The organism is Streptomyces sp. MMG1121 (genome assembly GCF_001280015.1).
In the GTDB taxonomy this organism is placed as follows: Bacteria; Actinomycetota; Actinomycetes; order Streptomycetales; family Streptomycetaceae; genus Streptomyces.
This window is the reverse complement of record NZ_LGDV01000218.1, coordinates 33,893-58,758: the sequence shown is the minus strand read 5'-3', so window position 1 is coordinate 58,758 and position 24,866 is coordinate 33,893. Positions and strand designations below refer to the sequence as shown.

At 72.7% G+C, this 24,866-nt stretch carries 19 protein-coding genes, 3 tRNA genes and 2 pseudogenes; 14 read left to right on the top strand and 10 right to left on the bottom strand.

Features of this window, described 5'->3' with window-relative positions; all coding sequences use genetic code 11:
* Positions 1-232 (bottom strand): annotated as a pseudogene (locus tag ADK64_RS47745) (phosphatase); the annotation flags it as partial.
* Positions 233-725: 493 nt separating this feature from the next.
* Between ADK64_RS47745 and ADK64_RS32180 the strand changes: the two are divergent.
* Complete coding sequence (locus tag ADK64_RS32180; protein WP_053664837.1) at positions 726-1,391, top strand: bifunctional DNA primase/polymerase; 666 nt, start codon at positions 726-728, stop codon at positions 1,389-1,391.
* A gap of 142 nt (positions 1,392-1,533) precedes the next feature.
* On the top strand, positions 1,534-2,139 hold the full coding sequence (locus ADK64_RS32175) for a hypothetical protein (protein ID WP_053664835.1): 606 nt from the start codon (positions 1,534-1,536) through the stop codon (positions 2,137-2,139).
* Positions 2,140-2,382: 243 nt separating this feature from the next.
* On the opposite strand, the gene ADK64_RS32170 is transcribed toward ADK64_RS32175, so the two are convergent.
* The 3 genes from ADK64_RS32170 to ADK64_RS32160 all read right to left on the bottom strand — a co-directional run bounded on the left by ADK64_RS32170 (position 2,383) and on the right by ADK64_RS32160 (position 5,172).
* Positions 2,383-3,345 (bottom strand): DUF5926 family protein, encoded by a 963-nt coding sequence (locus ADK64_RS32170; RefSeq protein ID WP_053664833.1) that lies wholly within the window; start codon positions 3,343-3,345, stop codon positions 2,383-2,385.
* A gap of 165 nt (positions 3,346-3,510) precedes the next feature.
* Entirely contained in the window at positions 3,511-4,149 is a 639-nt protein-coding gene (locus ADK64_RS32165) for an ATP-binding protein (protein ID WP_053664831.1), read from the bottom strand.
* Positions 4,150-4,341: 192 nt separating this feature from the next.
* Positions 4,342-5,172, bottom strand: coding sequence for a glycerophosphodiester phosphodiesterase (locus ADK64_RS32160; RefSeq protein ID WP_053664828.1), 831 nt, complete (start codon positions 5,170-5,172; stop codon positions 4,342-4,344).
* A gap of 270 nt (positions 5,173-5,442) precedes the next feature.
* Here ADK64_RS32160 and ADK64_RS32155 point away from each other — a divergent pair, with 270 nt between their 5' ends.
* The gene (locus ADK64_RS32155) at positions 5,443-6,960 is read left to right on the top strand and encodes a S1C family serine protease (protein WP_053664826.1); all 1,518 of its coding nucleotides are present in this window, start codon (positions 5,443-5,445) and stop codon (positions 6,958-6,960) included.
* A 116-nt stretch (positions 6,961-7,076) separates the two neighbouring features.
* On the opposite strand, the gene ADK64_RS32150 is transcribed toward ADK64_RS32155, so the two are convergent.
* Positions 7,077-7,721 (bottom strand): nucleotidyltransferase domain-containing protein, encoded by a 645-nt coding sequence (locus ADK64_RS32150; RefSeq protein WP_234384781.1) that lies wholly within the window; start codon positions 7,719-7,721, stop codon positions 7,077-7,079.
* A gap of 138 nt (positions 7,722-7,859) precedes the next feature.
* Here ADK64_RS32150 and ADK64_RS32145 point away from each other — a divergent pair.
* Positions 7,860-7,946: transfer RNA gene (locus ADK64_RS32145), tRNA-Ser, on the top strand.
* 154 nt (positions 7,947-8,100) lie between these two features.
* On the opposite strand, the gene ADK64_RS32140 is transcribed toward ADK64_RS32145, so the two are convergent.
* A complete protein-coding gene (locus ADK64_RS32140) occupies positions 8,101-8,973 on the bottom strand; it encodes a bifunctional DNA primase/polymerase (RefSeq protein WP_053664824.1) in 873 nt (290 codons plus the stop codon).
* A gap of 358 nt (positions 8,974-9,331) precedes the next feature.
* Here ADK64_RS32140 and ADK64_RS32135 point away from each other — a divergent pair, with 358 nt between their 5' ends.
* From ADK64_RS32135 to ADK64_RS32100, 8 genes are all read left to right on the top strand, one after another.
* On the top strand, positions 9,332-9,637 hold the full coding sequence (locus ADK64_RS32135; protein ID WP_053664822.1) for a hypothetical protein: 306 nt from the start codon (positions 9,332-9,334) through the stop codon (positions 9,635-9,637).
* 202 nt (positions 9,638-9,839) lie between these two features.
* Positions 9,840-11,075, top strand: coding sequence for an acyl-CoA dehydrogenase family protein (locus ADK64_RS32130; protein WP_078992973.1), 1,236 nt, complete (start codon positions 9,840-9,842; stop codon positions 11,073-11,075).
* Between the two features lie 59 nt (positions 11,076-11,134).
* Positions 11,135-12,151 carry a bifunctional MaoC family dehydratase N-terminal/OB-fold nucleic acid binding domain-containing protein gene (locus tag ADK64_RS32125; RefSeq protein WP_078992972.1) on the top strand — a complete coding sequence of 339 codons (1,017 nt, stop codon included), beginning with the start codon at positions 11,135-11,137 and terminating at the stop codon, positions 12,149-12,151.
* A 1-nt stretch (position 12,152) separates the two neighbouring features.
* Positions 12,153-13,190, top strand: a complete 1,038-nt coding sequence (locus tag ADK64_RS32120; RefSeq protein WP_053664818.1) for an acyl-CoA dehydrogenase family protein — start codon at positions 12,153-12,155, stop codon at positions 13,188-13,190.
* Positions 13,180-13,635 (top strand): MaoC family dehydratase, encoded by a 456-nt coding sequence (locus ADK64_RS32115; RefSeq protein ID WP_053664816.1) that lies wholly within the window; start codon positions 13,180-13,182, stop codon positions 13,633-13,635. Before ADK64_RS32120 ends, ADK64_RS32115 begins: the two co-directional genes overlap by 11 nt.
* Complete coding sequence (locus tag ADK64_RS32110; RefSeq protein ID WP_053664814.1) at positions 13,632-14,798, top strand: lipid-transfer protein; 1,167 nt, start codon at positions 13,632-13,634, stop codon at positions 14,796-14,798. The genes ADK64_RS32115 and ADK64_RS32110 overlap by 4 nt, the downstream gene beginning before the upstream one ends.
* Before the next feature lie 335 nt (positions 14,799-15,133).
* A complete protein-coding gene (locus ADK64_RS32105) occupies positions 15,134-15,727 on the top strand; it encodes a SigE family RNA polymerase sigma factor (protein WP_053664812.1) in 594 nt (197 codons plus the stop codon).
* A 128-nt stretch (positions 15,728-15,855) separates the two neighbouring features.
* Positions 15,856-17,511 carry a long-chain fatty acid--CoA ligase gene (locus ADK64_RS32100; RefSeq protein ID WP_053664810.1) on the top strand — a complete coding sequence of 552 codons (1,656 nt, stop codon included), beginning with the start codon at positions 15,856-15,858 and terminating at the stop codon, positions 17,509-17,511.
* Between the two features lie 66 nt (positions 17,512-17,577).
* Here the strand turns inward: ADK64_RS32100 and ADK64_RS32095 are convergent.
* The 3 genes and pseudogenes from ADK64_RS32095 to ADK64_RS32085 all read right to left on the bottom strand — a co-directional run.
* Positions 17,578-18,093: pseudogene (locus ADK64_RS32095) on the bottom strand (hypothetical protein); the annotation flags it as partial.
* Positions 18,094-18,101: 8 nt separating this feature from the next.
* The gene (locus tag ADK64_RS32090) at positions 18,102-22,433 is read right to left on the bottom strand and encodes a PAS domain-containing protein (protein WP_078992970.1); all 4,332 of its coding nucleotides are present in this window, start codon (positions 22,431-22,433) and stop codon (positions 18,102-18,104) included.
* A gap of 264 nt (positions 22,434-22,697) precedes the next feature.
* A complete protein-coding gene (locus tag ADK64_RS32085) occupies positions 22,698-23,198 on the bottom strand; it encodes an SSI family serine proteinase inhibitor (RefSeq protein WP_078992969.1) in 501 nt (166 codons plus the stop codon).
* Positions 23,199-23,394: 196 nt separating this feature from the next.
* Here ADK64_RS32085 and ADK64_RS32080 point away from each other — a divergent pair.
* Together ADK64_RS32080 and ADK64_RS32075 are read left to right on the top strand one after the other, a co-directional pair.
* Positions 23,395-23,485 (top strand) — tRNA-Ser (locus ADK64_RS32080).
* A gap of 200 nt (positions 23,486-23,685) precedes the next feature.
* Positions 23,686-23,758: transfer RNA gene (locus tag ADK64_RS32075), tRNA-Arg, on the top strand.
* Positions 23,759-23,808: 50 nt separating this feature from the next.
* On the opposite strand, the gene ADK64_RS32070 is transcribed toward ADK64_RS32075, so the two are convergent.
* Positions 23,809-24,843: a sphingomyelin phosphodiesterase gene (locus ADK64_RS32070; RefSeq protein ID WP_053664804.1), complete on the bottom strand. Its 1,035-nt coding sequence runs from the start codon at positions 24,841-24,843 to the stop codon at positions 23,809-23,811.
* Between the last annotated feature and the right edge of the window lie 23 nt (positions 24,844-24,866).

Genomic DNA, 24,866 nt, shown 5'->3' with positions numbered 1-24,866 from the left:
CGGTGGTGATGACGGCGGGGGCGTCCGGGGCGGGAGGAGTGGGCGCGACAGTGTGTGCGGGCGTGGGAACCGTTGAATCGATTCCAGCCACTTTCGGAGGGTGGGGGGCGTTCATGGCGTCCGGCTCTCAGACCGGTGCGTATTGCTGAGAAGCATCGCAAACCCCCATGTCATTCTGCGCCGCTAGCAGTGTCTCCACATGTACACGCACTCGTGAGGGGATGTCCAGCATTGTCCTGCCGGGATTCCTGGTGTCCATGGGCCGTACGAGGTTTCTCCCGAACCCCTTGCCTTACTGCCAAGTTGGCTTGAAACTGCCTGAGGTATCGGCTCATTGCGGTCGACTGGCCTTGCTCCACAGAGCGTCACAGCGGTCGTGATGGGTACGTACTCGGAGAAGGCCAGGGGTGGTTGGGGGCTACCCGGAACCTGGCGACGGACCCGGGCGTCATAGCCACCGACGGCCGAGCCCCATCCTCCCTGGCGGAGGCGGAGAGAAATACGCGCGACGGCAAAACGCCATACTTCGCCACCCCCACGCCGCAACCGTGCTTTTGACCGACGCACTATGGATGCGGACGCGGCCCATGCTCGACCCCTTGGGGATCCCCCTGCCGTGCGCGGGGGTGTGATGCGCCAACAGGTACGCACAGTGAAGTGATCGACACATGGTGTGATGTGGACCACGGTGTTGCCAGCGGTGCAACGGAAAGGAACGAGCGCTCATGCGCGAGATCCTCGGAAAGCGACGCAGGCTCCTGTCCAGGCGGAACGGCGGGGGGCCTGAGCTGATCGGCGCGGCCCTGACCTTTGCGACCGAATGGCAGTGGCCCGTACTCCCGGGCGTGGCCCCGGACCCGCAGGGGCGCGCCCGCTGCGCCTGCCCCGACCCGGAGTGCACGGTGCCCGGTGCACACCCCTTCGACCCCGGTCTGCTCGCGGCCACCACGGACGCGCGCATGGTGCGCTGGTGGTGGACCAACCGGCCGAGCGCGCCGGTCATCCTCGCCACCGGGGGCAAGGCGCCCTGCGCCGTCAGCCTGCCGGCGCCCGCCGCCTCGCACGCCCTGGCCCTGCTCGACCGCCGGGGCATGCGCCTCGGCCCGGTGATCGCCTCGCCCACCCGCTGGGCGCTGCTCGTCAAGCCGTACTCCATGGAGCAGCTGGGCGAACTGCTCTACGCCAAGGACTTCGTCCCCGGCTCCCTGCGCTTCCACGGCGAGGGCGGCTATGTCGCCCTGCCCCCGTCCGAAACCGGTCAGGGCGCCGTCCGCTGGGAGCGGGCCCCGCTGCCGGGCTCGGCCGCGCCCTGGGTGCCTGACGTGGAAGCCGTGGTGGACGCCGTGATCGACGCCCTCACTCGTACGGGTGTGAGCGCACCCGAGTTGTAAGGGTGTCCGGCGCGGGCGAGGCGGGCGGGGCCCACTCGATCGTTATCTTCCGCACATGCTGCCAAATTCTGGGGGACAAGGCCGTCGAGTCCCCGGGCGTCACGGGCACCGCCCGGCGCACGACGCCGGGTCGGATTCCCACATGCTCCGCCTGCTCGCTCTCCTGGGCGCCGTGACGGCCGCGGTCGTCCTGCCGTTCGCCGTGGCGTCCGCCGGGCAGGTGGGCGAGGAGGCCCAGCACACGGCGGCCGACAAGCTCCGGGACACCGTACGACCGCCGGGGCACGGGGACGCCAAACTGCCCGCGCCGCGTTCCTCCGCCCGGCTGCTCGGGCTCGGTCTGGCCACCGCTGCCCGCTGCGGCCCCGCGCTCACCTCTCCCGACGGCATCGAGGCGCAGACCTGTGTGCTGACCCAGGGCGAGGACACCTGGGCGCGCACCTACTACCGCAACGCCACGGGCGAGTCGCTGGACTCCGTGCTGAGCCTGATGGGGCCGGACGGTCACAGTGTGGAGATGAGCTGCGTCACCAGCGCCGACGACGAACCCGCCACCTGTGAGACACCCCGGGAGCGCAGCCGGGGCGGAGCGGGCGCCTACACGGCCGTCGCCGAGTTCGCCAAGCGCGGGACCGACGGCGCCCTGCTGCTGCGCGCGGGCAGTGATCCGGTGGACGGCGGGAGTGATTCCGGGAGCGGACCAGTGGGCAGCTCCGGGAGTAACTCCAGGGAGCCAAAGGGCAGTTGACGCTCCGCGTCCTGTTGTCCGGCGAACGCGGACATGGAAAGACCCGGTTGCTGGCGACGGGGGATGCACCAGCAACCGGGATACAGGAACGGTAACAAGAGATCGGCGGTTCGCAAATTCCGACTTGAGCATTCGGCCACTGATTTCCCTGTCGCAACGGGGAGTTGTGACGGGAGTCACCTGTTCCGGGGGGCGTCGTCACGGCTGACCGACCAGTCAGCCGTGACACACGCGCGCGGGGCCTCAGCTGAGCGTGACCTGCCGGTTGGTCAGGCCGCCACGTGCCCGCCGCTCGTCCGCGGTGAGCGGCTCGGTGGCGGCAAGGGCGGCGGCGAGCCGCTCGGCGAACTCGGTGGCCGGCTTCTCCACGTCCTCGGCCGACATGCCGCTCGGCAGGTCCCACACCGGCACCGTGAGGCCGTGAGCACGGAAGGAGCCCACGAGCCGGGTGCCCTCGCCCAGGCTGGAGCGGCCCGCGGCGTGCAGCCGCGCGAGAGCGTCCAGAAGCTGCTCCTCCGGATGCGGCATCACCCAGCGCAGGTGGTTCTTCTCCGGGGTCTCGCACCAGTACGCCGCGTCCACGCCGGCCAGCTTCGCCGTCGGGATCGCGGCGGCGTTGGCCCGCTCCAGGGAGGCGGTCACGTCCGGGGCGGCGTTCTCGGCGTCCGGCACCCAGAACTCGAAGCCGCTGTGCACGACCGGCTCGAACGGTGCCTGCGCGTCGAGCAGATCCTGCAGCCGCGGACCGCCGGCCGGGGCGCGGCGGCCCTGCACCGGAGTGCCCGGCTCGGCCACGAGCGCGCGCTGGAGGGTGTCGGCGAGGTCGCGGCTGATGTCGCCGGACGCCGTGTCGTTCTGCAGGCCGATCAGGACCGAGCCGTCGTCGCGGCGCAGCGCCGGCCAGGCCATCGGCAGCACCGTCGCGAGCACGACCGACGGAACACCTTCGGGCAGGGCCTCCTTGAGGGTCAGCTCGACCGTCGCGGCCGGGACCAGCTCGCGCAGCGCCACCCAGTCGCCCTCGCCGGGCAGGCCCTCGAACGGGCGGTGCACCAGCTCGGTCACCGCGTGCGCGGCGGCCCGGCCGTGGCACGCCTTGTAGCGCCGGCCGCTGCCGCAGGGGCAGGGCTCGCGTGCGCTGACAACCGGGATCTCTCCGTCCGTGATCTGCGGCTTGGCCTTCGTCTGGGGTCGCTTCTTGGCCATCGTGGGTGTCTCCCGGTTACGGCGCTTCTCGTACGGCGGGAGCCTAGCCGTTTTGGCCATGTCCGACGGGAACCTGTGGACAACGCACGGGCGATCGAGGCCAGAGGTGTGAACCTGTGGACAACTCAGGGGCCCTGACGGACCGGAACGAAAGCCGCTCGGGACTCAGTCCAGGTCCTCGAAGGCGTCCACGAGATCCAGGCCGGACAGGTCCGCGGGCGCGGGCGTGGTGACGCGCGTAGCGAAACCGTCACGACGGCACCCCGCGTCGGGGTCGTGGACGTCCTCGTGGACCACCACCCAGACCGTCACCTCGCCCCGGACGCCGTCCCGGACGCCCCAGTCGTCGGCGAGAGCCGTGATGATGTTCAGGCCGCGGCCGCCGTGCGCGGTCACCGACGGAGTCGCCGGTGCCGGGCGGGTCGGACCGCCGCCGTCCGTCACCTCGACGAGCAGCCGCCCCCGTGGTTCGACCCGCCACGCGGCGCGCACATCGCCGTCCCCGGCCAGCGCGTCGCCCAGGGGCCGCCCGTGTTTGCAGGCGTTGCTCAACAGTTCGGAAAGAATCAGTACGGCATCGTCGATGACCGACTCCGACACGCCACCGCTGCGCAGCTGCGCGCGCATCCGGTGCCTTGCCTTCCCCACGCCCGCAGGGCCATGGGGTACGGCCATGCTCGACGACGTGGGCACCTCCTGTGCCACCACCAACGCCACCCCCGAGACCTCCTTTGCCCCACGCCACGGTGTGGATGCCCCCTGGACCTGAACCGGAAACCGGCCAATCCCCTTCCGGTGACGCATTCGTAACGCCCCTGTACGGAGCGAACGCGCCGGAGCACACCCTGTGACGGCGGCTCCCTTGTCTGGTCGTCGAGTGGCTGAATTTCATTGGTGCGGCCGAGATCGGAGGATCCAGCAGCCGCACAGCCCGGTCAAGGGATCCGAACAGCTCTTTACCGGCCTCTTGAGGTCACACGGGCATGGCTTCCGGCATCACATGCGGCTCAGCTGTCGCAGCACCGCGCGCGGGCGGTTGGTGATGATCGCGTCGATGCCCAGCTCCACGCAGAGGTCGACGTCCTCGGGTTCGTTCACCGTCCAGACGTGCACCTGGTGACCGGCCCGTTTCAGCCGTTCCACGTACGCGGGGTGGTTGCGCACGATGCGGATCGAGGGCCCCGCGATCCGCACGCCCGCGGGCAGCCGTCCGTCACGCAGCCGGGGCGTGAGGAACTGCACCAGATAGACCGTCGGCAGCGTCGGCGCGGCGGCACGCACGCGGTGCAGGGATCGCGCCGAGAAGCTCATGACCCGCACCGGCGACTCGGCGGCGGAGGCCGGCGCGTCCAGGCCGAACCGCTTCAGCAGCGCCAGCAGCCGCTCCTCGACCTGTCCGGCCCAGCGCGTGGGGTGCTTGGTCTCGATGGCCAGCTCCACCCGTCGCCCGGCGTCCGCGACCAGCTCCAGCAGCCGCTCCAGGGTGAGCACGGAGGTCTCCTCGCGGTCCTCCGGCCGGTGCTCCCAGTCGGGCTCCTCGTCCCGCGCGTGCCAGGCCTCGCGCGTCTTCCAGAAGCCGAAGTCGAGAGCGGCGAGATCGGCCAGCTCCAGGGCGGAGACGGCGCCGCGGCCGTTGGAGGTACGGTTCACCCGCCGGTCGTGGACGCAGACCAGATGGCCGTCGGCGGTCAGTCGTACGTCGCACTCGAGGGCGTCGGCGCCGTCCTCGATCGCCTTCCGGTAGGCGGCCAGGGTGTGTTCGGGCGCGTCGTCGGAGGCGCCCCGGTGGGCGACGACCTGGATGGAGCGCTGTGGTGCGTGGGTCACCGCGACATGGTGTCACCGCCGGGGGGTGCGCGGGGCTGCACAGGTGCCCGTAACGCCCGCTTGTGTAACTCTTGCGCGAAAAGCCCCATGTAAAGACTGGTCATGGACCCACAGCCACCGCTTATGGTGCTCTGACGGCCCATGGGAAAAGCTGACCTCATACAAACGGAACAGTGAGAACTGAGCACAGCACCACGCAGAGCTGCCGAGCGTGACCGAGTGGGACCGAGTGCGACCGACAACAACAGCCGTGGATCGAGGAGAAGAGCTGTGAGCACCGAGAACGAGGGCAACGAGGTACCCCCGGCCCCGTCCGCACCTCCCGTGCCGGTGGCCTCTCCCGCCGCTTCCCCGCAGGGCCCCGCGCCCGAGGGGAACGCGCCGACCACTCCCCTCCCGCAGGTACCCGAGGACGCCCCCGCCACCCCGGCCGGCGCCCCGCAGGCCTCCGGCCCGGCCCCCGACGGCTCCTGGCCGCCCCCGCAGCCGGCCACCCCGCCCCACGCCGAGGCCCCGGCCTATGGCGAGAGCGCGGCGTACGCGGGCGCGGGCGCGGCCGGCGCCGGTGGCTTCGGCGGCACGGGCGGTTACGGCGGTCCGGGCGGCCCGGGTGGTCCGGGCGGCCCCGTCTGGGGAGCGTCGTACCAGCAGCCCGCCCCCAAGCCCCGTGGACGCGGCGGGCTGGTCGCCGCGGTCCTGGTGGCCGCGCTGGTCGCCGGCGGCCTGGGCGGCGGCCTCGGTTACACCCTGGCCAAGGACCACGACGACAGCGGCTCCACCACCGTCTCCGCCTCCGACGGCAACGCCTCGCAGGTCAAGCGCGCGCCCGGCACGATCGCCAACGTGGCCGCCAAGTCGCTGCCCAGCACGGTCACCATCGAGGCCGAGGGCACCAACGGCGACGGCGGCACCGGCACGGGCTTCGTCTTCGACACCCAGGGCCACATCATCACCAACAACCACGTGGTGGCGGACGCCCTCGACGGCGGCAAGCTGACCGCGACGTTCCCGAACGGCCGGAAGTACGACGCCGAGGTCGTCGGCCACGCGCAGGGCTACGACGTCGCCGTCATCAAGCTCAAGAACCCGCCGTCCGACCTCAAGCCGCTCGCCCTCGGCGACTCCGACAAGGTGGCCGTCGGCGACGAGACGATCGCCATCGGCGCCCCCTTCGGCCTGTCCAACACGGTGACGACCGGCATCATCAGCGCCAAGAACCGCCCGGTGGCCTCCAGTGACGGCAGCGCGACCAGCAAGGCGTCGTACATGAGCGCCCTGCAGACCGACGCGTCGATCAACCCGGGCAACTCCGGCGGCCCGCTGCTGGACGCCTCCGGCGCGGTCATCGGCATCAACTCGGCGATCCAGTCGTCCAGCAGCGGCAGCTTCGGCAGCTCCGGGCAGTCCGGCTCGATCGGCCTGGGCTTCGCCATTCCGATCAACCAGGCCAAGTACGTCGCCCAGCAGCTGATCAAGAACGGCAAGCCGGTGTACGCCAAGATCGGCGCGTCCGTCTCGCTGGAGGACTCCTCCGGCGGCGCGAAGATCACCGACCAGGGTGCGGCCGGAGCCGCCGCGGTCGAGTCGGGCGGCCCCGCCGACAAGGCGGGCCTCAAGCCCGGTGACGTGATCACCAAGCTGGACGACATGGTGATCGACAGCGGTCCGACCCTGATCGGCGAGATCTGGACCCACAAGCCCGGCGACAAGGTCACGATCACCTACAAGCGGGGCGGCCAGGAGCACACGGTGGACCTGACCCTGGGCTCCCGGGCGGGCGACAGCTGACCTGGCCGACGGCCACGCGCGCGTAGGGGCGCCCCTTTCGGAGGGGCGCCCCTTTGCCGTACTCGGCGCCCTTTGCCGTACTCGTGGAGGGGGCCGTGCCCCGTCCCCGTCCCGGATCAGCCGCTGCCGAGATACGCGCGCGCCAGCGCACCGACCTCGGCGGCAGGCTCTGCCAGCGAGGGATCCTGTGCGACGGCCGCCCACGCGAGCCGCGCCACGTCGGCGCCCCAGTCGCCGCTCGCCCGGTCCGGCACACCGATCCGCGCGAACCCGCGATCCAGCAGCCCACGGGCCTGCTCCTGCCGCCCCCGGGCGACCGCCTTGACCGCGCCGACGGCGTTGGCCAGCGCACTGGCCGGCCTCGACCACTCGCCCGCGCGGGCCCGCGCGGCCGGGTTCCCGGTGTCGTGGTCCGGGTCGCCGGCGACGGAAGCGCAGCGAATGTCCAGATCCAGCCGCCAGAACAACGGCACGCGCGCGAAGCGCACGAACAGCAGCCGGCGGCGCAGGGACCGGTGGAAGTCCGGGTCGCTGCGCACACTCGTGACCGACCGCACCCGCTCCAGCGCGGCCACGGCACCGGACAGACACGCGGCGAACTCGGCGTCCGGCACGATCCAGAGCAGGTCGATGTCGCTGAACTCGTCGGCGTTCCCGTCCGCCAGCGACCCGACCAGCTCGGTGCGAGACCGGGCACAGCACGCCTGCAACGCCTCCCGCACCTCGGCGGCCAGCGCGTCCCGTCCGGTTCCCGTCCCCATACGGCCCACCGTAGGCCCGCGACATGGCCCACCGTAGGTCCGCGACCGGCTCCCGAGCGCTCCTACCGGACCACGCTGCCCGCCGATCGCGCGATCCCGGTACGCTGTACCCGCTCCGTCCCAGGTGGTCGGGGACCAGGTGGGTTGCCCGAGCGGCCTAAGGGAACGGTCTTGAAAACCGTCGTGGCAGCGATGTCACCGTGGGTTCAAATCCCACACCCACCGCGCGCGTTGGCGGCCCCTGACCAGGTAAACCGGTCAGGGGCCGTCGTGCTACGCCAAGATCAGCCGCCGGTCGGCAGCCAGAACCCGAGACTTCCGTTGCGTTCGTGCTCAAGGACGCCGCCGCGTCCCTTCGACTCGACGCCCGGTTCCGTCGTTACGGCCGGTGTCCCGTCATCCGGGCCGCCGAGGCGATCGTCGCGCGGGCCTCGCGTTCCGTCAGGCCGGTGTTGAGCGCCGCCTCGGTCAGAGGATCGGCCAGGGCGGGGCCGAGGCCGTTCTCGTAGGCGCGGCAGGCCGCCCAGAACAGGCGGGTGTTGCGCTGGCCCTCATGGGCGCACAGGACGAACTGGACCAGGCCTCGACCGTGGTCGCCGGGGGTGGACGGGGCCGGGTGCGGGGTCCGGGGCGGCGGCAGGAGGAGGCGCAGGAGGGATGGCGGGCAGGGGGCCGGAGCCAGGTGCGCGGTGCCCGGGGCGGCCGTGTAGACGCCGTGGTCGGTGCGGGAGCCGGGGCCCACGAGATAGCCGCCGGCGCCCCGGATGTCGATGCCGGGGGCGAGACGGCCGGCCGAGTTCGGTACGACGACGTCCGGCGGGCCGGTGAGCCACACATGGCGGCCGCCGCTCGGGGTGCGGACGACCACCGTCTCCGGGATGGTGAACAGGTGCCGCAGGGCCAGTTCGCGCAGGGCGGCCGAGGAGTCCGTGCCGGACTTGGTGTCGAGGTCGACGCCGATCAGGTGGTACGGCGGCAGCCCGCAGGCGATGCCGTAGCCGGTGGCCCAGGGCGCGGCGGCGAACAGCTCACGGATGCGGACGGGGTCGGTCGAGGCGTCGTACACGCCGTGGCCGAGGCGGCCGCACGCGCCGTGGCAGCGCGGTCCGGCCGGGTCGGGGTCGTCGTGGTGGGGGGAGCGCAGGGCCGGGAGCTTCGTCCGGGACAGGGGGATGACGGCCAGGCCGCGTTCGGCGGCTGACAGCGCGTGTGCGAGGGCCAGCGTCGTGGCCTGCCGGTCGGTGGTGGCCATACCCCCATGTTCGTACGTACGTTCGAAAAAAGAAAGGGGGATGTTTGCGACACGCCGGGAGGCGCGAGCCGGGGCGGGATGTCCGACGGAACGGTTCACCTCTTGTGCCGCTTGAGAGGTGAAAGTACCGGCTCGCGTCCTCTGTGGCGGGAGAGGGCAAAACATGGCGATAAAGGTTTATCGACTTGTCATCACGCTTGCGTGCGAATCAAGGCTTCCAGGCTGGTTCGCCGGGGATTCGGTGGGCAACTCTTGATTCGCGACGTCGTCCACGAGGTCGAGGCGGTCGGCCAACTGCCTTGACATCAGCCGTAGTTCACATACTTCCGGCCCACGGGCCGCTTTCTGGAGGAACAAGATGGCAAGCATCCGTACCGCCCGCGTTGTCGCCGCCGTCGCCGCTCTCCCGCTCGCAGTCGCCCTGTTCAGTGGTGTCGCTGCCGCGGACAACGGCGCCATCGCGGGTCACGGATCGAACGCCGGTGTGGCGAGTGTCGTCGGCAGTGGCGTCGGCGGCGACAACCGCGGAAACTCGTCCACCACGCAGCAGAACGCCGTCGGTGACCGTGCCTCGAACCAGAGCAACACCGCTCAGGTCAACGACTCCGCCTTCACGTCCGTCCAGCAGGGCAACGAGAACACGGCCATCAACTTCATCTGGTGAGCCCAGGGCGAGGCCCCTCCTGGTGAGGGCCCTCGTGGGGTGTGCTTCGGGGTCGTAACACGTCGCGCGGCGGCACTTCGGTGCCGCCGCGCCGGCGTTTTCCGGGCAGGCGCCGGTGCGGCGGCCGACCTTGACACCCCTCGATATCTGACGGACAGTCAGAAACTGTCCTGTCAGGTACGCGAGGCCGGGAGGGCCCGCCGTGCACCTCGCCCCCACGGAGCGACAGCAGCGCCTGCGCACCGAACTGCGCGCCTATTTCCGGACCGTGATGCCCGCACACGGCGCACCGGCCGACGCGCGCGCCCTGCTGCGCCGCATCGGCGCCGACGGCCTGCTGGGGCTCGGCTGGCCCGTCGAGTACGGCGGTCAAGGCCGGGGCGCGGACGAGCAGTTCGTGTTCTTCGACGAGGCCTACCGGGCCGGTGCCCCGGTCTCCATGGTCACGCTCAACACCGTCGGCCCCACCCTCATGCGGTACGGCAGCGAGGCGCAGAAAGCCCGCTTCCTGCCCCGGATCCTCAGCGGGGAGGCCGTCTTCGCGATCGGCTACACCGAGCCCTCGGCCGGCACCGACCTCGCCTCGCTGCGCACCCGCGCCGTCCGGGAGGGCGACGGCTGGCGCATCGACGGGCAGAAGGTGTTCACCTCGGGCGCCCAGCACGCCGACTGGATCTGGCTCGCCTGCCGCACCGACCCGGACGCGCCCAGGCACCGGGGCATCTCGATCCTCCTCGTCCCGACCGACGCGCCGGGCTTCTCCTGGACGCCGATCGAGACGGTGGGCGGGCAGACGACGACGGCCACCTACTACGACGGCGTCCGCGTCCCCGCCGGGAACCTGGTCGGTACGGAGAACGGGGGGTGGTCGCTGATCACCGGCCAGCTCAACCACGAGCGGATCGCGCTCGCCGCCCTCGGTATGCAGGCCGAGGAGTTCCTGGCCGCCGCGCTCACCGCCGCCCGTACACCCGATCCGGTGAATCCGCGCCGCCGGATCGATGAGCCGTGGGTGCGTCTGCGGGCCGCCGAGGCGCATGCCCGGCTGGCGGCAAACCGCCTGCTCAGCTGGCGTTTGGTGGCCGATGTGGCAGCGGGTCGGCTGTCCCCCGGCGAGGCGAGCGGCGTGAAATTCGCGGGAACGGAATCGACTGTCGCGACGTATCGCATGTGTCAGGAGATCGCGGGCGAGGCGGCACTGGTCCGCTCCGGTTCCCCGGGGGTCTTCGGGGACGGCGAGCTGGAGCGGCTGAACAGGGCGGCGCAGATCAACACGTTCGGGGGCGGGGTGAGCGAGGTGCAGCGGGAGATCGTCGCGACGATGCGGCTCGGGATGGCGAGGGCCGAGAGGACGGCGGGGGTGGCGGAGAGGACCGCGACGGCGGGGGCTGCGGGAGCAGCGGGAGTGGCCGGGACGGCGGAGAGGGGGCGGAGGTGAGCGCGAGGGGAGCGGAGCCGGGGGGTGCGGTGCCCGGGGCCGTGGGGGCGGAGGGCCGGATGCGGGGCGGCCCTGGGCCGGGCGGCGCGGAGCCTCGTGCGTCGGGCGGTGCGCAGGCCCGTGCGTCGGCGGTTGCGGAGGCCGGTGGGGCGACAGGCGTGGAGGCCGATCCTCTGGGTGCGCGGCTCAAGGCGTACGAGGGACTGGCGGCCGCCGTCGCCGGAGTCGGGAAGGACCCGGTGAACGCGGCGATGATCCGGCACTGGTGCGAGGCCATGGGCGACACCAACGCGGCGTACACCGGCCCGGACGCCATCGCCCCGCCCACCATGCTCCAGGCCTGGACGATGGGCGGCCTGTCCGGGCACGAGGGCCGCACGGGCGGCTACGACGAACTGCTCGGCCTGCTCGAAGAGTCGGGCTGTACGTCCGTCGTCGCCACCGACTGCGAGCAGGAGTACCGACGGCCCCTGCGCCCGGGCGACGAGGTCACGTTCGACACGGTGATCGAGTCGGTCTCCGGCCGTAAGACGACCAAGCTGGGCACGGGGTACTTCGTCACGACCCGCACGGACATCCAGGTCGGCGGCGACCTGGTGGGCACGCACCGCTTCCGCATCCTCAAATACGCCCCCGCGCAGCGGAAACCGCCGGCCCCGCGCCCCCGGCGCCCGCGCCCGGTGGTCAACCGGGACAACGCGGGTTTCTGGCAGGGCGTGTCCGAGCACCGGCTCCTGATCCAGCGCTGCACGGACTGCGGCACCCTGCGGCACCCCTGGCTGCCGGGCTGCAACGCCTGCGGCTGCCTGGAGTGGGACACGGCCGAGGCGAGCGGCGCGGGCACGGTCTATTCGTACGTGGTCATGCACCACCCGCCCTTCCCTGTCTTCGAACCGCCGTACGCGGTCGGACTGGTCGAACTCGCCGAGGGCGTGCGGATGGTGAGCAACGTGGTCGGGGTGCCGTACGACAAGGTGCGCATCGGGCTGCCGGTCCGGGTGGAGTTCCGGCGGTACGAAGACGACGAGGGCGAGCTGGTCCTGCCGGTCTTCCGGGTCGTCGAGGGCGAGGGCTGACATGGACTTCACGCCCACCGAAGCCCAGGCCGAGGCCCGCGAGCTGGCCGCGCGGATCTTCGGCGACCTGGCCACGCACGAAAGGCTGAAGGCGGCCGGCACCGGCAGCGACCCGGAGCTGTGGAAGGCCCTGTGCGCGGCGGGTCTGGTCGGCGCGGTGACGGACCTGGGGCTGCTCGGGCTGGTGCTGCTCCTGGAGGAACAGGGGCGTACGACGGCCCAGGTGCCGTATGCGGCGAGCTGTGTGTACGGGCTGCTGGCCCTCACCGCGCACGGCAGCGCCGAGCAACGGGACCGGCTGCTCCCGGCGGTCGAGGACGGCTCGGCGGTGGTGGCCGGGGCGTTTCCCGCACAGGGGGGTGTACGGGCGTCGGCGCGGGGTGAGCTGACCGGCACCGTCCCCGTCGTGCCCTGGCTGCGCGAGGCCACCCATGTGCTGGTCGCCGATGCCGATGATGACGCCGGCCGTCGGCTGTGGCTGGCCCCGCTCGGACGGGGCGCCGGCATCACCCCGGTCGAGCTGACGGCCCCCTGGTCGGCGGGCCGGCTCACCCTCGACCGGGCCCCGGCCGAGCCGTTGGGCGGTCCGGACGCCTACGCCGACGTCCTCGCCACCGCCCGTACGGCCTTCGCCGGGCTCCAGGCCGGGGTGTGCGCGGGCTCGCTGGCCCGTGCCGTGGCGCATGTCGGCACGCGGGAGCAGTTCGGTCGCCCGCTGGCCACCCGGCAGGCCGTCCAGCTGCGTGCCGCCGACGCCCACATGGACACCGAGGCGATCCGGGTGACGGCCTACGAGGCCGCCTGGCGCAGAGACGCCGGGCTGCCGTACGCCACGCACGCGCTGACCGCGGCCTGGTGGGCGTCCGAGGCGGGACAGCGGGTCGTGCACAGCGGCCAGCATCTGCACGGCGGGGCGGGAGCCGACCTCGACCATCCGGTGCACCGGCACTTCCTGTGGGGCCGGCAGCTGGACGCGTATCTGGGATGTGGGGCCGAAGTGCTCCAGGAGCTGGGGGAGTTGATCGCGGATGGGGAGTGAGCAGCGGGCCGGGGTGCCGGTGGTGGGCACCGAGCTGCCGCCGTTGGAGATCCCGGTCACGCGGACGCTGATCGTGGCGGGGGCGATCGCGTCCCGGGACTACCAGGACGTGCACCATGACGCGGAGCTGGCCCGGCAGAAGGGCTCGCCGGACGTCTTCATGAACATCCTGACGACGAACGGCCTGGTCGGCAGGTACATCACGGATCACTTCGGCCCAACGGCAGTGCTCCGCAAGGTGGCCATCAGGCTGGGGGCGCCCAACTACCCGGGGGACACGATGGTGTTGTCGGGCTCGATCGAGGCGGTCGACGGCGACACCGCCACCGTGCGCGTCGTCGGCGCCAACGGCATCGGCCGGCACGTGACCGGCACGGTGACCGTCGGCCTCCCGACACCGACACCGACACCGACGCCGGGGGCGGATCGGGAGGGCGTGTCATGAGCGTGCGTACCCGCGAGACACTGAGCGGCCGCGCGGCCGTCGTCGGGATCGGGGCCACCGAGTTCTCCAAGAACTCGGGGCGCAGTGAGCTGCGGCTGGCCGTGGAGGCGGTGCGGGCCGCACTGGACGACGCGGGGCTGGCGCCGGCCGACGTGGACGGCATGGTGACGTTCACGATGGACACCAACCCCGAGATCACTGTGGCCCAGGCCTGCGGGATGGGCGAGCTGACCTACTTCTCCCGGGTCCACTACGGAGGCGGCGCCGCCTGCGGGACCATCCTGCAGGCGGCTATCGCGGTGGCGACGGGCGTGGCGGAGGTGGTGGTCTGCTACCGCGCCTTCAACGAGCGGTCGGGCCGCAGGTTCGGTGCGGGGGTGCAGCACCGGGAGGCTTCGGCGGAGGGCGCGGCGCTCGGCTGGGTGCTGCCGTTCGGGCTGCTCACCCCGGCCTCCTGGGTGGCGATGGCGGCGCGGCGCTATCTGCACACGTACGGGCTCGAGCCGGAGGTGTTCGGGCATGTGGCCGTGGTGGACCGCAGACACGCGGCGACCAACCCGGCGGCGTACTTCCACGGCCGCCCCCTCACCCTGGCCGAGCACGCTGCGTCCCGCTGGATCGTGGAGCCGCTGCGGCTGCTGGACTGCTGCCAGGAGACCGACGGCGGGCAGGCGATCGTCGTCACGTCCGTGGAGCGGGCCCGGGACCTGCCGCATCCCCCAGCCGTGATCGCGGCGGCCGCGCAGGGTGCGGGCCGGGCGCAGGAACAGATGACCAGCTTCTACCGGGACGGTCTGACCGGCCTGCCGGAGATGGGCGTCGTGGCCCGCAGGCTGTGGCGTGCCTGTGGTCTGGGCCCGGCCGACATCGACGTGGGGATCCTGTACGACCACTTCACGCCGTTCGTGCTGATGCAGCTGGAGGAGTTCGGGTTCTGCGGGAGAGGGGAGGCGGCCGGCTTCGTGGCCGAGGAGCGGCTGGCGCTCAACACGCACGGAGGCCAGCTGGGGGAGGCGTATCTGCACGGGATGAACGGCATCGCGGAGGCGGTGCGCCAGCTGCGGGGCACGGCGGTGAACCAGATACCGGGCGCGACCCGGACCCTGGTGACGGCCGGTACCGGGGTGCCCACGTCGGGTCTGGTCCTGACGGCGGACGGCTGAGGGCCCGACGGCGAACGTCTGGGCCAGGGCACGCGGACGCCCGGGCCCGCGAGCCGGCCCTGCCCACGAGCTGGCCCCGCCCGGATCCCGCCCCGCCCGGAGCCCGTCCCGGTCCGCCCTCGGTGTCAGGGTCGGTCGGTCCCCGGATCAAGCCCCACCCCCACTCCGACGCAGGGTCGCCCGATCCCCGACTCGGGGTCGGACCCGCAGACGAGGCGGAGCCGTACTCCACCTCTAGGAGGTGGAGCCTGCCCCACCCCTACAACCTGAGGGGGACGCCGCTTCGGGACCTGCGGGCGATCCGCCGGGGTGGGTGCCGCTCCTAGCGTGGAGCCATGACCACACCCGTCTGCACCAGCGCCTCGGCCGCCGCCGCACCGGCGGGACGGGCCCGCCCCCACACCGGCGTGCGCCCGGGCGGCACTGCCCCCACGTACCCGTCGTTCGCGTCGTACGTCAGGGCCCGTCAGCCGGTCCTGCTGCGCACCGCGCGCTCGCTGACCGCGAACCCCTGCGACGCCGAGGACCTGCTGCAGACCGCGCTGGCCAAGACCTATGTGGCCTGGGACCGGATCGAGGACCAGCGGGCGCTGGACGGCTACGTGCGCCGCGCGCTGCTGAACACCCGGACCTCCCAGTGGCGCAAGCGCAGGGTGGACGAGTTCTCCTGCGACGAGCTGCCCGAGCCGGAGCCCATGCCCGCCGGAGACGACCCGGCCGAGCGGCAGGCGCTGCACGACGCGATGTGGCGGGCGATCATGAAGCTGCCGGCGCGGCAGCGGGCGATGGTCGTCCTGCGGTACTACGAGGACCTCAGCGAGGCCCAGACCGCCGAGGTGCTCGGGGTGTCGGTGGGCACGGTGAAGTCGGCGGTGTCGCGTGCGCTGGGGAAGCTCCGCGAGGATCCTGAGCTGGGCCTCGTCCGCTAGCGGCGAGCCGGTGCGCATCGGGTTTCCCTCGTCTTGGTGACGTACCACCTAGTGACATACCGCGCGGTATGTGAGCAGAATCAGCGCAGCCTCTACTCCCGCGTAGGCAATGTCGCCAGGAGGATCCCGTGCTGAGCACCATGCAGGACGTACCGCTGACCGTCACCCGCATTCTCGTGCACGGGGTGCTGGTGCACGGGCGGTCCCAGATCACCACCTGGACCGGGGAGGCCGAGCCGCAGCGGCGCAGTTTCGCCGAGGCGGGCGTGCGCGCCGTGCAGCTGGCGAACGCTCTGCGGGACGAGCTGGGGGTCCGGGGCGACGACCGGGTGGCGACCCTGATGTGGAACAACGCCGAGCACGTCGAGGCGTACTTCGCGATCCCCTCCATGGGCGCGGTGCTGCACACGCTCAACCTGCGGCTGCCCGCCGAGCAGCTGGTGTGGATCGTCAACCACGCGGCCGACAAGGTCGTCATCGTCAACGGCTCGCTGATCCCGATGCTCGCGCCCCTGCTGCCCAAGCTGCCGACGCTGGAGCACATCGTCGTCTCCGGCCCCGGCGACCGTACGCCGCTGGCGGGTGCGACCGCGCGGGTGCACGAGTACGAGGAGCTGATCGCGGACCGGCCGACGACGTTCGACTGGCCGGAGCTGGACGAGCGCCAGGCCGCCGCCATGTGCTACACCTCCGGCACGACGGGCGACCCCAAGGGCGTGGTGTACAGCCACCGTTCGATCTATCTGCACTCCATGCAGGTCAACATGACCCAGTCGATGGGCCTGACCGACCAGGACACCTCCCTGGTGGTGGTCCCGCAGTTCCACGTCAACGCCTGGGGCCTGCCGCACGCCACCTTCATGACCGGCGTGAACATGCTGATGCCGGACCGCTTCCTGCAGCCCGCGCCGCTCGCCGAGATGATCGAGCGGGAGAAGCCGACCCACGCCGCCGCCGTGCCCACCATCTGGCAGGGGCTCCTCGCCGAGCTGACGGCACGCCCCCGGGACGTCTCCTCCCTCACCCAGGTCACCATCGGCGGCTCCGCCTGCCCGCCGTCCCTCATGGACGCCTTCGACCGGCTCGGCATGCGGGTCTGCCACGCCTGGGGCATGACGGAGACCTCCCCGCTCGGCACGGTGTCCCGCCCACCGGCCCACGCGGTCGGCACCGAGGAGGAGTTCGCCTACCGCCTCACCCAGGGCCGTTTCCCGGCCGGCGTCGAGGCCCGGCTCACCGGCCCCGGCGGCGAACGCCTGCCCTGGGACGGCGAGTCGGCGGGCGAGCTGGAGGTGCGCGGCCCCTGGATCGCGGGCGCCTACTACAACGGTCCGGACGCCGAACCGCTGCGTCCCGTCGACAAGTTCAGCGCGGACGGCTGGCTGAAGACCGGTGACGTCGGGACCATCTCCGCCGACGGTTTCCTCACCCTCACCGACCGCGCGAAGGACGTCATCAAGTCCGGCGGCGAGTGGATCTCCTCGGTGGACCTGGAGAACGCGCTGATGTCCCACCCGGACGTCGCCGAGGCCGCCGTGGTCGCCGTGCCGGACGAGAAGTGGGGCGAGCGTCCGCTGGCCACGGTCGTCCTGCGGGAGGGCGCGGCCGCCGACTTCGCGACGCTGCGCGCCTTCCTCGCCGAGGAGGGCCGCATCGCCAAGTGGCAGCTCCCCGAGCGCTGGACGATCGTCGCGTCGGTACCGAAGACGAGCGTGGGCAAGTTCGACAAGAAGGTGCTGCGCAGGCAGTACGCGGCCGGCGAGCTGGACGTCACCCGCATCTGAACACCGCGTTTCGGGCGCGGACGCCGGGCGGGACCTCCCCGGCCCCTGCCCGGCGTTCCCGCGCTGTCAGCGCAGTCCCCTCCTCGCTCGTCCCCTCCTCGCTCGTCCCCTCCCCACTCGTCCCGTTCCCGCTCGTCCCGTTCCCGCTTGTCCCGTTCCCGTGCGTACCGCCGTGGTCGCCCACCCCAGCACCAGCCACACCTCCGCCACCGCGCACACCCCGGCCCAGCCCCAGTGGCCGTAGGCGGGGCCCGCGGCGGCAGAGGCGAGGGCACCGCCGGCGAAGCCGGAGACGACGTAGGCGGTGTTGGCGGTGTTGGCGGTGGCTGGGGCGGAGGTCGTGGTCAAGGCCAGGGTCTGGTTGGCCGCGTGTGAGGCGACCAGCGCGGCATGGATCGTGACCGCGGCGGCGAGCAGCGCCACGAGGGCATGCCCGCCGAGCCAGAACAGCACCACGAGGGCATGCTTGCCGAGCCGGAACAGCGGCACGGACACGGCCGCCAGTAGATAGGCGGTGCCCGCGACCCGCGCGGCGCCGAACCGGTCCACCAGGCCCCCGGCCAGCGGGGCGACCAGGGTGGAGGTAGCGGCTAGTTGGTGCCGATCCGGGCCAGCAGATCCACGATCCGGCTCTGCACGTCGGTGCTCGTGGACCGCTCCGCGAGGAACAGCACCGTCTCGCCCGAGGCCAGCCGGGGCAGGTCGGCCTGGTCGACGGCGGCGGTGTAGACGACCAGCGGGGTCCGGTTGAGCTGCCCGTTCGCGCGCAGCCAGTCGATGATCCCGGTCTGCCCGGCCTGCCGCCGGTGCACCTGCATCAGGTCCATCACCACGAGGTTCGGCCGGAACTGCCCTGCCAGCGTCACCGCGTCGTCGTCGCTCGCGGCCCGCGCCACCTGCATCCCGCGCCGCTCCAGCGTCGCGGTCAGCGCCAGCGCGATCTCCGCGTGCTCCTCGATGAGCAGCACGCGCGGCGGATGCTGCTCGCTGTCGCGCGGTGCGAGCGCCTTCAGCAGTACGGCGGGGTCGGCGCCGTACGCCGCCTCGCGCGTCGCCTGCCCGAGCCCGGCCGTGACCAGCACCGGCACCTCGGCGGCCACGGCGGCCTGCCGCAGCGACTGCAGGGCCGTACGCGTGATGGGCCCGGTCAGCGGGTCCACGAACAGCGCGGCGGGGAAGGCCGCGATCTGCGCGTCGACCTCCTCACGGGAGTGCACGATCACCGGCCGGTAACCACGGTCGCTCAGCGCCTGCTGGGTCGTCACGTCCGGCGCGGGCCACACCAGCAGCCGACGCGGGTTGTCCAGCGGCTCCGGGGGCAGCTCGTCGTCGAGCGGCTGCGGCAGCGGAGCGTTCGCGATCTCCACGGCCCCGCCGGGACCGTCCAGCGGCTCGGGTCCCTCGGCGGCGTCGGCGTCCGGGGCGCCTATGGCGTACGACCGTCCGGCGCCCTCGGTGACCGGGGCGAGCCGGGACTGCCCGGCGAGCGAGGGCTGCGCCGCGGCCGGCTGCGCGGGCGCCGCCTCGGCCGCAGGGTGCGGCCGGGCCGGCTGCTCCGGCTGCGACTCCGGGCGGTCGGGGGGCGTGCCCAGCTTGCGCCGGCGGCCGGAACCGCCGGGCGCGTGCGGCGGCGGGGTCGCCGTCGGCTGCTGCACCTGCGCGGCCTGGCGCGCGAACGGCACGCCCTGCCCGAGCGTACGGACGCTGATCGCCCGCCCCTGCGTGGAGTTCGGGTCGACCGCGGCCCCCTCGGCGGGCGGCAACGGCTGCGCGGTCCGCTGCGCCGCAGGCAGCGGGGCACCGGCCGGGGCGCTCCGCGGTACGGCCACGGGGGTGCCTGCACCGGAGGTGTCGTCGGCACCGGGCCACTGCTGCGGGACGGTGGCGGCGGGGGTGGGGGCCACGGACTCGGCCTGGGGCGCCTGACCGGCAGCGGCAGCGGCACCGGAACCGGCCTCGGCGGGCAGCGGCTGCGCGGCCGGGGTACCGCCGGGCGGGGTCGCGCCCGGTGCCGCCGGGAGCTGCCGCGCCGGGGCGGGCAGCGGCTGTCCGGGAGCGGCGGGTACGCCCTGGGGCGCGGCCGGTACGGGTCGGCCCGCGGTGCCGCCCCGCGCCGGTGCCGTGGGCGGGGTGCCCGGAGCCACCGGCTGCCCCGGAACCGGCACGGGACCGGCCTGGACGGGGATGCCCTGCCCGGCCGTACCCTGCGCCGGAATGCCGTGAACCGGCGTGCCCTGGCCGGGAGTCGGCGTCCCCGCCGGGTTCGGTACGGGCTGCGCGGGAGTCGGCTGCCCCGCAACGGGCTGGGGCTGGGCGGGAACCGGTTGCGCCGAAGCCGGTTGTGCGGCCTGCGCCGGCGGGGCCACCGCGCGGCGGCGCCGGCCGGTCGGCGCGCTGGTGGGGTGCGGCTGCGGCGGGGTGTGGTCCGCCGCCTGGTCGAGCGGTACGGCGTCGTGCCGGCCGTCGTCACCGGGGGCGGCCTCGGCAGCCGTCGGAAGCTGCGCGGGCAACTGCGCCTGCGGCTGCCCGGTTTCCTGCGGCCGAGCCTGGCTCGCCGAGGCCGCGGACTGCGGTGAGCGGTCCGCCTCGGCCGGCGGCAGGGCGAAGACCGTACGGGGCCCGGCCGCCTCCTGGGCCGCGGCACGCTCGGCCGCGGCGGCCAGCGCCCGCCGGCGCCGCCCGGTCGGCTGCGCACCCTCGCCGGCGGCACCCTCCGTACCCGGACCGCCGTCAGCGGCGGGCGCCGGCTGCCCGGTACCCCCCGCGGGCAGTGCCGGGGGCAGCGCGGCCTGCGGGGCGCCGGAGTCGGGGCGGGCCGGGACGCCCTGGGGCGGCACGGCGGCGCCGAGTCCCGTGGCGGCGGCGGCCGCTCCCGCGGCATGCTCGGCCGCGGTCATCACGGCGCCTTCGCTCACGCCCTCGCCGTCAGCGGCGCCGGGGTCGGCGGGCCGCCCACGGCGCCGCCCGGTGCCGCTGGACGCGCTCTCCGCTTCCTCGGCCGGGACCGCGGCGGCCTGCTCGGCGGGCGCGCCGGCCCGCCGGCGGCGCCGTCCGGTCGGCGCGGGCGCCTCCGCCTCACCGGTCTCGCCCGCGCCGGGCACGTCACTGCCGTCGAGGAAGGCGTCCGTGGAGGCCCGCCGGGCCCGCCGCCGTCCGCCGGCCTGCTCGGCGGCGTCGGCCGCCTCATCTCCGGCCGGCTCCAGCGCGGCCGGAGTCTGCACGGTCTGCACGGTCTGCGCGGCCTGCCCGGCGACCGCCCCCGCACCACCGCCGAGCGGCACCTCGAGGACGTACGCGCTGCCGCTCATGCCCGGCACCTCGTGCGTCTGCAGCACACCGCCGTGGGCGCGCACGATCCCGCGCACGATCGGCTCGTGCACCGGGTCTCCCCCGGCGTACGGCCCGCGCACCTCGATCCGCACGACCTCGCCGCGCTGCGCGGCGGCGACCACGACCGTATTGTCCAGATAACCACCCGCGGAGACGGGGGAGTTGCCGGTGGCGTCGACCCCGGCCACGTCCGCCACGAGGTGCGCGAGCGCGGTGGCGAGCCGCTGTGGGTCGACCTCGGCCTCGATGGGCGGCGCGTGCACGGCGAACTGCACCCGCCCGGGACCGATCAGCTCGACGGCCCCGTCCACACCGGCGGCGACGACGGCGTCCAGCATCACCTTCGTACGGGTGATGTCCTCGGTGCCGGAGTCCAGCGCCTGATAGCCGAGGACGTTGTCGATCAGTGTCGTGATCCGCGCATAGCCGGCCGAGAGGTGGTGCAGCACCTGGTTGGCCTCGGGCCACAGCTGCCCGGCGTCGTCGGCGGCCAGGGCGGACAGCTCGCGCCGCAGCTCGTCCAGCGGACCGCGCAGCGACTGCGCGAGCAGCGTCAGCAACTGCTCGTGCCGGCCCGCCAGAGCCTCGTACCGGTCCTTCTCCCGCTCGGCGAGCGCGGCGTACCGCTCCTCGCCGGCCGCCAGCTCCTCCGCGTGCTTCTCGCGCAGTTCCTCGAGCTCGGCGACGTGCCGCTGGCGCAGCGCGGTCAGATCGGAGGCGTGCTCCTCGGAGAGCCGCTCCACCTCCTGCGTGTGCGCCTTCTCCACCGCGGCCTTCTCCTCGGCCAGGGCGTCGAAGGGCCGCCGGTCGGTGAAGGTCATCACGGCGCCGACGAGCTGGTCTCCGTCGCGCACGGGCGCGGTGGTGAGGTCGACGGCCACCTTCTGGTCGCCCTTGGACCACAGCACCTGCCCGCGTACCCGGTGCTTGCGCCCGGAGCGCAGGGTGTCGGCGAGCGGGGACTCCTCGTACGGGAAGGGGGAACCGTCGCCGCGCGAGTGCAGTACGAGGCCGTGCAGTTCCTTGCCGCCCAGCTCACCGGCCCGGTAGCCCAGTATCTGGGCGGCGGCCGGGTTGACGAGCACGATCCGCCCGTCGGTATCGGTGCCCACCACGCCTTCGGCCGCGGCCCGCAGGATCATCTCGGTCTGCCGCTGCGAGCGCGCCAGCTCCGCCTCGGTGTCCACGGTCCCGGACAGGTCCCGTACGACGATCATCAGCAGCTCGTCGCCGGTGTAGCCGTAACCGTCGTACGCCTGCTGTCCGTTCTCCAGGTTCGCGCTGGTCACCTCGACCGGGAACTCGGCCCCGTCGGTCCGCCGCGCGACCATCCGGGCCGGCTTGGTCCGCCCGTGCGGGTCCATGTGATCGGGCCTGCGCATCGACCCGGGGATGAGCCGCGAGTCGAATTCGGGCAGCAGATCGAGCAGCCCGCGCCCCACCAGTGCCGTACCCGGCGCCTCGAAGGTCTCCAACGCGATGGTGTTCGCGTTGACGACGGTTCCGTTCGCGTTGACCAGGACCAACGCATCCGGCAGCGCGTCGAGTATGGCTGCGAGGCGAGCAGCGCCTCGGGATGGCCTGCTGCTCACGAGACGCCTTCCTCCCTGTTACCGCACCTTGCCGACCGCTCGGGCCATCTTGCCAACCGGCCCGCGACGTGTCACGCGAGGGAGTCTAAGGGCACACGTTGCGCTCGCGACGCCGGATGAGGGGGAGGTCCCACGAGGAAGTGACACCGAACCCGTGACCAGCCCCTGACCACGGGCTTCGGCTCCGCAAGACTTTCGCGGGACCTTTACGGCCGGGGTGATTCGGCCAAGAACGTCCCAGGAGCCCCCTGTGCCACAGATTCGCTACGCCGATCCCAGCCCGGGCAGCAGCGGCACCATCCGGTCCCACCGCCCGATCTCGCACCCGTTGCTGCGGTCGTAGTCGGCGTCGACGGGCCGCCCGGCCCAGGTGCCGGTGACGTGGGCGGTGGCCGGTCCGCCGTAGATCATGGTGCAGACGGAGTCGGGGGGCACCGGGGCGAAGGTGTCCCGCCCCCACTGCGTCTGCCCGTCCAGCGCCCGGCAGGTCCCGGCCGGATCCGGATGACTCCCGCCGTCCGGATGACAGAACAGCTCGTACGTCCCGTCCTTCCCGTCCCCGGCGCGCCGCACGACGACGGTGAGGTGATCGCCGCCCCGGTCCTCGGGCCGCACGGGCGGGGGCACGGCGGACGAGGCGGCGGCGGGTACGGCGGCGAGGGCGACCAGGGCCGGGACGGCGGCGAGGGAGGACCCCCGCCGAAGGAGGGCACTTGCCGGCCCCCGCCGCGGGCGACGGGTCACGCGCTGGAAGAGAAAGACCATGCCCTGCCCAACGCCCCCGCCGGCCGGACGTTGCGCCCGCCGGACGCCGGACCGGACGACGTCGCGCCCCGCCGGACGGAAGCCCTTTGCCCTGCGGGCCGAGTGCCTAGTACCGTGGGGGGCGATTGGTGACAGGGCACTCACCTGTGTCATCATCTGCACGCACCACTCGCGCGCTCGCGTGAGCGGTTGTGCTGGAGGCGTCGCCTAGTCCGGTCTATGGCGCCGCACTGCTAATGCGGTTTGGGCCTTAAAGCCCATCGAGGGTTCAAATCCCTCCGCCTCCGCACCGATCCCGAAGCCCCGGTCCCCAGGACCGGGGCTTCGGCGTTGTGTCCGTCGGTCCCCTCCACCCCGTCCTACGGACGTTTCCGCAGGTCACAAGGGGTGTGCCAATCGGATTTCACATGACGGCGGCAGTCATGTAATGTTCTTCCTGTCGCCGGGACGGGCCGAAAGGAACGAAACGGAGACAAGAACAAAACAAGCACTCGTAGCTTAACGGATAGAGCATCTGACTACGGATCAGAAGGTTGCAGGTTCGAATCCTGCCGAGTGCACATCGGTTGAAGGCCCCGGAGAGATCCGGGGCCTTCGGCGTTTCCGGGTGCTAGTTCAGCTGGAAGGTCGTCTCGACCGGGTAGTGGTCGCTCGGGGCGTTGGTGTCGGTCTGGCCGCTGGTCCAGCCGGACTGGGGGTCGAAGTCGACCTTGACGGCGGACATCGCGGCCGGGACCGGGCGGCCGGAGGCGTTCAGGTAGCCGATGTAGTCGAGGTCGTCCCGGTAGTCCTTCGGGAAGGACTCGACGCCGGACATGTACTGGCACCAGGCGGAGACCGGGCAGTCCATGGTCCGCAGGGTCTGGGAGGAGTCGGTGGCGGGGGTGCCGAGCACGCCGTTCACCGCACTCTGGGCGTTGGCGTAGTCACCGCGCGACTGGCCGCCGTAGTACTCCACGTTCATGTCGCCGCCGATCAGCACCGGGCCGCTGGTGCCGGCGATGCCGTCGGCCCAGGAGCGGATCTCCTTGAGCTGGGCGAGGCGGGTGGCCTGGGTCGTGTCGGTGGAGGTGTCGGACTCGTCGGCCTGCAGGTGGGTGCCGACCACCCAGCTCTTCACCCCGTTCTTGTCGATCTGCGCCAGCGCCGCGCCCTTGTTGGCGTGGTAGTCCCAGGTGCCGTAGGTGGAGTTGCTGAAGACGTGGGCGTACTGGGCGGTGATCGGGTACTTGGAGAGGATCATCGTGCCGCCGTTGATGACGAACGGCGAGTTGGAGCAGTCGCCGCTGATGCCCGTCCAGCCGCCGCCGGAACAGGTCTGGCCGACGACCGGGGTGTGGTACGGGTACAGATCGGCGAGCTTGCCGGTGATGTCGGCGGTCGAGGTGTTGTTGAAGTCCTCGTCCAGCACCACCACGTCCGCGCCGTGCTTGCGGATGATCGACTCGATGGTCGGGGTGCGCTGGGCCGCCTTCTCGTTCTGCGTGCTGTCGACAATCGGGGTGCCGAGGTCGACGTTCCAGGCGAACACCGACAGGTTGGTGCCGGTGGCCGCGCTCGCGGAAGGGGCGGTGTAGCCGCCGGCGCCGAGCAGCAGGGCTGCCGCCGCGGAGGTGAGGGCGGTAGCGGTACGACGCGAGACCATGCGCTCTCCTGGTGGAAGTGGAA

Excerpts from the sequence above, each read along its gene's own strand:
- ADK64_RS32180 (WP_053664837.1), top strand. The coding sequence starts at position 726 with ATGCGCGAGATCCTCGGAAAGCGACGCAGGCTCCTGTCCAGGCGGAAC.
- ADK64_RS32175 (WP_053664835.1), top strand. The coding sequence starts at position 1,534 with ATGCTCCGCCTGCTCGCTCTCCTGGGCGCCGTGACGGCCGCGGTCGTC.
- ADK64_RS32170 (WP_053664833.1), bottom strand. The coding sequence starts at position 3,345 with ATGGCCAAGAAGCGACCCCAGACGAAGGCCAAGCCGCAGATCACGGAC.
- ADK64_RS32165 (WP_053664831.1), bottom strand. The coding sequence starts at position 4,149 with ATGCGTCACCGGAAGGGGATTGGCCGGTTTCCGGTTCAGGTCCAGGGG.
- ADK64_RS32150 (WP_234384781.1), bottom strand. The coding sequence starts at position 7,721 with ATGGGGACGGGAACCGGACGGGACGCGCTGGCCGCCGAGGTGCGGGAG.
- ADK64_RS32140 (WP_053664824.1), bottom strand. The coding sequence starts at position 8,973 with ATGGCCACCACCGACCGGCAGGCCACGACGCTGGCCCTCGCACACGCG.
- ADK64_RS32135 (WP_053664822.1), top strand. The coding sequence starts at position 9,332 with ATGGCAAGCATCCGTACCGCCCGCGTTGTCGCCGCCGTCGCCGCTCTC.
- ADK64_RS32125 (WP_078992972.1), top strand. The coding sequence starts at position 11,135 with ATGCGGGGCGGCCCTGGGCCGGGCGGCGCGGAGCCTCGTGCGTCGGGC.
- ADK64_RS32120 (WP_053664818.1), top strand. The coding sequence starts at position 12,153 with ATGGACTTCACGCCCACCGAAGCCCAGGCCGAGGCCCGCGAGCTGGCC.
- ADK64_RS32115 (WP_053664816.1), top strand. The coding sequence starts at position 13,180 with ATGGGGAGTGAGCAGCGGGCCGGGGTGCCGGTGGTGGGCACCGAGCTG.
- ADK64_RS32110 (WP_053664814.1), top strand. The coding sequence starts at position 13,632 with ATGAGCGTGCGTACCCGCGAGACACTGAGCGGCCGCGCGGCCGTCGTC.
- ADK64_RS32105 (WP_053664812.1), top strand. The coding sequence starts at position 15,134 with ATGACCACACCCGTCTGCACCAGCGCCTCGGCCGCCGCCGCACCGGCG.
- ADK64_RS32085 (WP_078992969.1), bottom strand. The coding sequence starts at position 23,198 with ATGGTCTTTCTCTTCCAGCGCGTGACCCGTCGCCCGCGGCGGGGGCCG.
- ADK64_RS32070 (WP_053664804.1), bottom strand. The coding sequence starts at position 24,843 with ATGGTCTCGCGTCGTACCGCTACCGCCCTCACCTCCGCGGCGGCAGCC.